Genomic DNA, 5,071 nt, shown 5'->3' on the forward strand with positions numbered 1-5,071 from the left:
CGCCTCGGCGGCCGCAGAGATCCGCGCCATCGAGCCCGCGACCAGCATGCAGGCGGTGTCGGGTGAGGGCGGCTGGTCCATGGAGCGACGCTAGAGAGGGGGCCGGACACAACTATCGGGCTGCTCGCAGACCCGCCGTCGGTGCACGCCGTCCTCGGCTAGGCCTGCCCGACGCCGCCCAGCTCCCGCCGCAACAGCCACCGCGGCCCCCGCCGCTGCGCCCCTCACCACCCGCTCGAATGCCGCGGCCTCGAAGAGCCCGGTCGTGGGGATAGACCTGCGCGACCGCTCGACGACCGCTCGACGAGCGGCCTCAGCGGGCGCGAGCCGCCTCGACCGCGGAGCGGCAGATCTCGTCGAGGTCGCGGGTGGCGTGCCAGCCGAGCACCGAGGAGATGCGCTCGACGGACGCGACGAGCCGGGGCGGGTCGCCGGCGCGGCGGGGCTCCACGACCGTGGCCACCTCCTGGCCGAGCGCGCGGGACAGGGCCTCGACGACGTCCATCACCGAGGCGCCGGTGCCGCTGCCGACGTTGAAGACGTCGTGCGGCCGGTCGTCGCGCTCGAGATAGGTGAGGGCCCGGACGTGGGCCTCGGCGAGGTCGGCGACGTGGACGTAGTCGCGCACGCAGGTGCCGTCGGGGGTGGGGTAGTCGTCGCCGAACACCGCGGCGGGGACGCCCTCGGCGGCGCGCTGGAGGAGGATCGGCACGAGGTTGGCGACGACGGTGTCCGCCAGCTCGGGGCGGCCGGTCCCGGCGACGTTGAAGTAGCGCAGGCTCACCGCGCGCAGGTCCGAGGACCGGGTCGCGGCACGGACCAGCCACTCGCCCACGAGCTTGGTCTCGCCGTAGGGGTTGATCGGCTCGCATCGCTGGTCCTCCGACACCAGGTCGACGTCGGGCATGCCGTAGGTCGCGGCGGAGGAGCTGAAGACGAACCGGTCGACGCCGGACTGCTGCATCGCGGTCAGGACGTTGGCCAGGCCCGTGACGTTCTGGGAGTAGTAGCGCATCGGCTGCTCGACGGACTCCCCGACGGCCTTGCGGGCGGCGAGGTGGACCACCGCGCGGACCTGGTGCTGCGCGAACGCCGCCCGCAGCACGCCCGGCGCCTCGTCGCGCGCGAGGTCGATCTCGACGAGCGGGAACTGCTCGATCCGGCTGCCGAGGCCCGCCGACATGTCGTCGACGGCCAGGACGTGGATGCCGGCCTCGGCCAGCAGGTGGGCGACGTGCGACCCGATGTAGCCGGCGGCTCCCGTGACAGCGACAGTCATGGCGGCGACGCTACCGGCCCGGGCCCCGGCCGGGTCAGGCCTTCCCGGTCCCGTCCGGCACGCGGACGGGGGCGCCGGTCGAGGCGAGGACGGTCGCCAGCTCCACGCCGGGAGCCAGCTCGCGCAGGACGAACCCCGGCTGCTCGCCGCCGCGCTCGACGTCGAGCACCGCGAGGTCGGTGATGACGCGGTCGACCACGCCGCGCCCGGTGAGCGGCAGCGTGCAGGTCTCGACGAGCTTGGGCGAGCCGTCCCGGGCCGTGTGCTCCATGACGACGACGACCCGGCGGGCGCCGTGGACCAGGTCCATGGCCCCGCCCATGCCCTTGACCATCTTCCCGGGGACGAGCCAGTTGGCGATGTCCCCGGCAGGGCTGACCTGCATGGCACCGAGCAGGGCAATGTCGATCTTGCCGCCGCGGATCATGGCGAAGCTCGTCGCGGAGTCGAAGTAGCTCGCCCCCGGCAGCACCGTCACGGTCTCCTTGCCGGCGTTGATGAGGTCGGGGTCGACGTCGTCCTCGTCGGGGTACGGGCCGACCCCGAGGATGCCGTTCTCGGACTGCAGCACGACCTCGACGCCGGCCGGCACGTGGTTGGCCACGAGCGTCGGCAGGCCGATGCCCAGGTTGACGTAGTCGCCGTCGCGCAGCTCCAGGGCGGCGCGGGCGGCCATCTGGTCGCGGGTGAGGCCTCCGGTCATGGTGTGGACCGTCGTGGTGGCCGTCTCGACGTGCTGCCGGTCGCCGGCGGGGACCTGCTCGCTCACCGTGCGTCCTCCTGGCTCGTGGTCTGACCGGTCGGGCGCGGGGTGGTGGTGCGGCGCTCGACGAGCTTGTCGCGTGCCTGGTCCGGGGTGAGCGGGACGACCCGGTGGACGAACGCCCCGGGCAGGTGGACGGAGTCCGGGTCGAGGGTGCCGACCTCGACCAGCTCCTCGACCTCGGCGACGCAGAGCCGGCCGGACATGGCCACCAGCGGGTTGAAGTTCCTCGCCGAGGCGTGGAACTGCAGGTTGCCGAGCCGGTCGCCGCGGGCCGCCCGGACCAGGGCGACGTCGGCGACGACCGCGGTCTCCAGGACGTGGTCGACCGGCACGCCGGCGGGGTCGGCCGTGGCGGGGAAGCGCTCGACACGCTTGGGCGGGGAGGCCAGCGCGACGGAGCCGTCGGCCGCGTACCGCCACGGCAGCCCGCCCTCGGCGACGACCGTCCCGACGCCGGTGCGGGTGAAGAAGGCCGGGATGCCCGAGCCGCCAGCGCGCAGCCGCTCGGCCAGGGTGCCCTGCGGGGTGAGCTCGACCTCGAGCTCGCCGGACAGGTACTGGCGCGCGAACTCCTTGTTCTCCCCGACGTAGCTGGCCACGACGCGCCGGACGCGCCGGGCCTCGAGCAGCAGGCCGAGCCCGGCGCCGTCGACGCCGCAGTTGTTGGACACGACCTCCAGGTCGGTGACACCGAGGTCGAGCACGGCCTGGACCAGCACGCGGGGGACGCCGCACAGCCCGAAGCCGCCGACGGCCAGGGTGGCGCCGTCGGTGAGCCCGGCCAGGGCCTCGTGGGGGTCAGGGACGACGATGTCCATGGCCGCAGACCCTAGCGGGCCCGGTGCGGCCCCGGTCCGGCCCCGGCTCAGCCCCGGTTCCGCTCCTCGTGCAGCTCGTGGGCGGTCTGCTCGCCGGCGGCGACCTGCCCCAGCAGGCGCAGCAGCTCCGCCGAGAACCGCTCCGGGGAGTACAGGTCCCGCGCGGTGGCCCCGAACCGGGCACCGGACCCGCGGAGCGCGTCCAGGTCGCCGAGCAGCTCGTCGAGCCGGGCCCGCCAGCGTGGCGCGTCCTGCGAGGTGAGCAACCAGCCGGTCTCCCCGTCGACGACGGCGTCGGGGATGCCCTCGATGTCGGCGGCGAGGACGGGCAGGTCGCGGACCGCGGCCTCGACGTTGACCAGCCCGAAGCCCTCCATGTCGCCGTAGACGTGGATGTTGGGCTGGACGAACAGGTCCGCGCCCCGCAGCAGCAGCTCGCGGTCCTCGCGGTCGACGCGGCCGAGCAGGCGGACCCTGTCCTCCAGGCCCCGGCTGCGCGCCGCGCGCCGGATCCGGTCCTCGGCGGGCCCGGCCCCGGCGACGAGGTGGACGACGTCGCGGCTCGTGCGGGGGAGCACCTGGGAGACGAACCACGCGACGCCCTTGCGCCGCACGAGGCGGCCGAGCGTGAGCAGGACGGCCGTGTCCTCGCCGACGCCCAGCCGCTCGCGCAGCCGGGCGCGGGCGGCCTCGCGGGACTCCATGCCCGCCGGCGGCGCCACCGACAGCCGCAGCACGACGAGCCGGTCCTCCTCGACCCCCGCCGCGCGGACCGCGGTCGCCGTGGCCCCGCTGATGGCGATGATGAGGGGGGCGGCGCGCAGGTGCCGGACGACGACCTTGCGGTACACCGAGGAGTCGAAGGTCACGTCCAGGCCCATGACCATGGTCGCGTGCGGCAGCCGGTGGCGGCGCAGCAGCCAGGTCGCCACCGCGTTCATCAGGGCGTCGCCGAGCAGGACGACGTCGGGCCGGTCGTCGCGCACCACGCGCGCCATCCGCACGAGCGTGAGCGGCAGCCACCACCACGAGTGCCAGTCGCTGCGGACGTTGCGCAGCAGGGTCACCCGGGCGCCCCCCGCCAGCAGCGCCTCGTGGGTGTCGGCGGCGAGGGTCTCCATCCCGCCGGTCTGCGGCGGGAACTTCCGGGTGACGAACAGCACGTGCACAGCGGGGACCGTAGCCGCCCGGCGATAGCCTGCCGCGGTGGACATCCTCGTCACCGGCGCCGCCGGCATGCTCGGCACCGACGTGGTCACCGCGCTGCTGGAGGCCGACCACGACGTCACCGGCCTCGGCCGGGCCGACCTGGACATCACCTCGCCGTCCGCGGTGGACGAGGCGGTACGCGGCCACGAGGTCGTCGTCAACGCCGCCGCGTGGACCGCGGTCGACGACGCGGAGAGCCACGAGGGGCAGGCGTTCGCGGCCAACGCGGTGGGCCCGGCGCTGCTCGCGAGGGCCTGCGCGCGCACCGGCGCCCGGCTGGTCCACGTGTCCTCGGACTACGTCGTCGGCCCCGCGCCGGCCGGGACCCCGGTCGCGGCGGACGTGCCGCTGGCGCCCGCGGGCGCCTACGGGCGGAGCAAGGCCGCGGGGGAGTGGGCGGTCCGGGCCTCGGGCGCCGACGCCCTCGTGCTGCGCACGGCGTGGCTGTACGGCGCGCACGGCGGCTGCTTCCCCCGCACGATCGCCCGCCTGGCCCGCGAGCAGGACGTGCTGCAGGTGGTCGACGACCAGGTCGGGCAGCCCACGTGGACCGTCGACGTCGCGGGCCTGCTCCTGCGCCTGCTCGAGGCCCGCGTGCCGGCCGGGACCTACCACGCCACGTCGGCGGGCTGGACGTCCTGGTACGAGTTCGCCATGGAGGTGGTGCGCTCCACCGGGCGGGACCCCGACATGGTGGAGCCCGTCACCAGCGACCAGCTCGTCCGCCCGGCCCCGCGCCCGGCCTGGTCGGTCCTGGCGCACGACACGCTCAAGGCCGCCGGCGTCGCGCCGGTCGGGCCCTGGCGGCTGCGCTGGGCCGAGGCCGCCGACGAGGTCCTCGCCGAGGCCTGACCCGGTCTCAGGGGTCGGTGCGCTCCTGCGCGGCCACCCGCTCCAGCGCCGCGGCGGGCAGCCCGGTGTGCAGGACCACGGACCCGCCGGCCGCCCAGGTCGCCACCACCCGGTCCGGCGAGCCCTCGGGCCCGACCAGCACGCGCC

At 75.5% G+C, this 5,071-nt stretch carries 5 protein-coding genes; 1 reads left to right on the plus strand and 4 read right to left on the minus strand.

The annotated features are described in order from the left end of the window. Positions 1–313 precede the first annotated feature (313 nt). The 4 genes from galE to WCS02_RS17325 form a co-directional block, all read right to left on the minus strand. Positions 314–1,279 carry a UDP-glucose 4-epimerase GalE gene (galE, locus tag WCS02_RS17310; protein WP_340295492.1) on the minus strand — a complete coding sequence of 322 codons (966 nt, stop codon included), beginning with the start codon at positions 1,277–1,279 and terminating at the stop codon, positions 314–316. A gap of 34 nt (positions 1,280–1,313) precedes the next feature. Next, entirely contained in the window at positions 1,314–1,982 is a 669-nt protein-coding gene (locus WCS02_RS17315) for a 3-oxoacid CoA-transferase subunit B (RefSeq protein WP_340295496.1), read from the minus strand. A gap of 62 nt (positions 1,983–2,044) precedes the next feature. After that, positions 2,045–2,863, minus strand: a complete 819-nt coding sequence (locus tag WCS02_RS17320; RefSeq protein WP_340295493.1) for a CoA transferase subunit A — start codon at positions 2,861–2,863, stop codon at positions 2,045–2,047. Positions 2,864–2,910: 47 nt separating this feature from the next. Next, positions 2,911–4,032 (minus strand): glycosyltransferase family 4 protein, encoded by a 1,122-nt coding sequence (locus tag WCS02_RS17325; RefSeq protein ID WP_340295494.1) that lies wholly within the window; start codon positions 4,030–4,032, stop codon positions 2,911–2,913. A gap of 37 nt (positions 4,033–4,069) precedes the next feature. On the opposite strand from WCS02_RS17325, the gene rfbD reads away from it, so the two are divergent. Beyond that, positions 4,070–4,924 carry a dTDP-4-dehydrorhamnose reductase gene (gene rfbD, locus WCS02_RS17330; RefSeq protein ID WP_340295495.1) on the plus strand — a complete coding sequence of 285 codons (855 nt, stop codon included), beginning with the start codon at positions 4,070–4,072 and terminating at the stop codon, positions 4,922–4,924. The last annotated feature ends 147 nt before the right edge of the window (positions 4,925–5,071 follow it).

Source organism: Aquipuribacter hungaricus, from assembly GCF_037860755.1.
Taxonomy (GTDB): domain Bacteria; phylum Actinomycetota; class Actinomycetes; order Actinomycetales; family JBBAYJ01; genus Aquipuribacter; species Aquipuribacter hungaricus.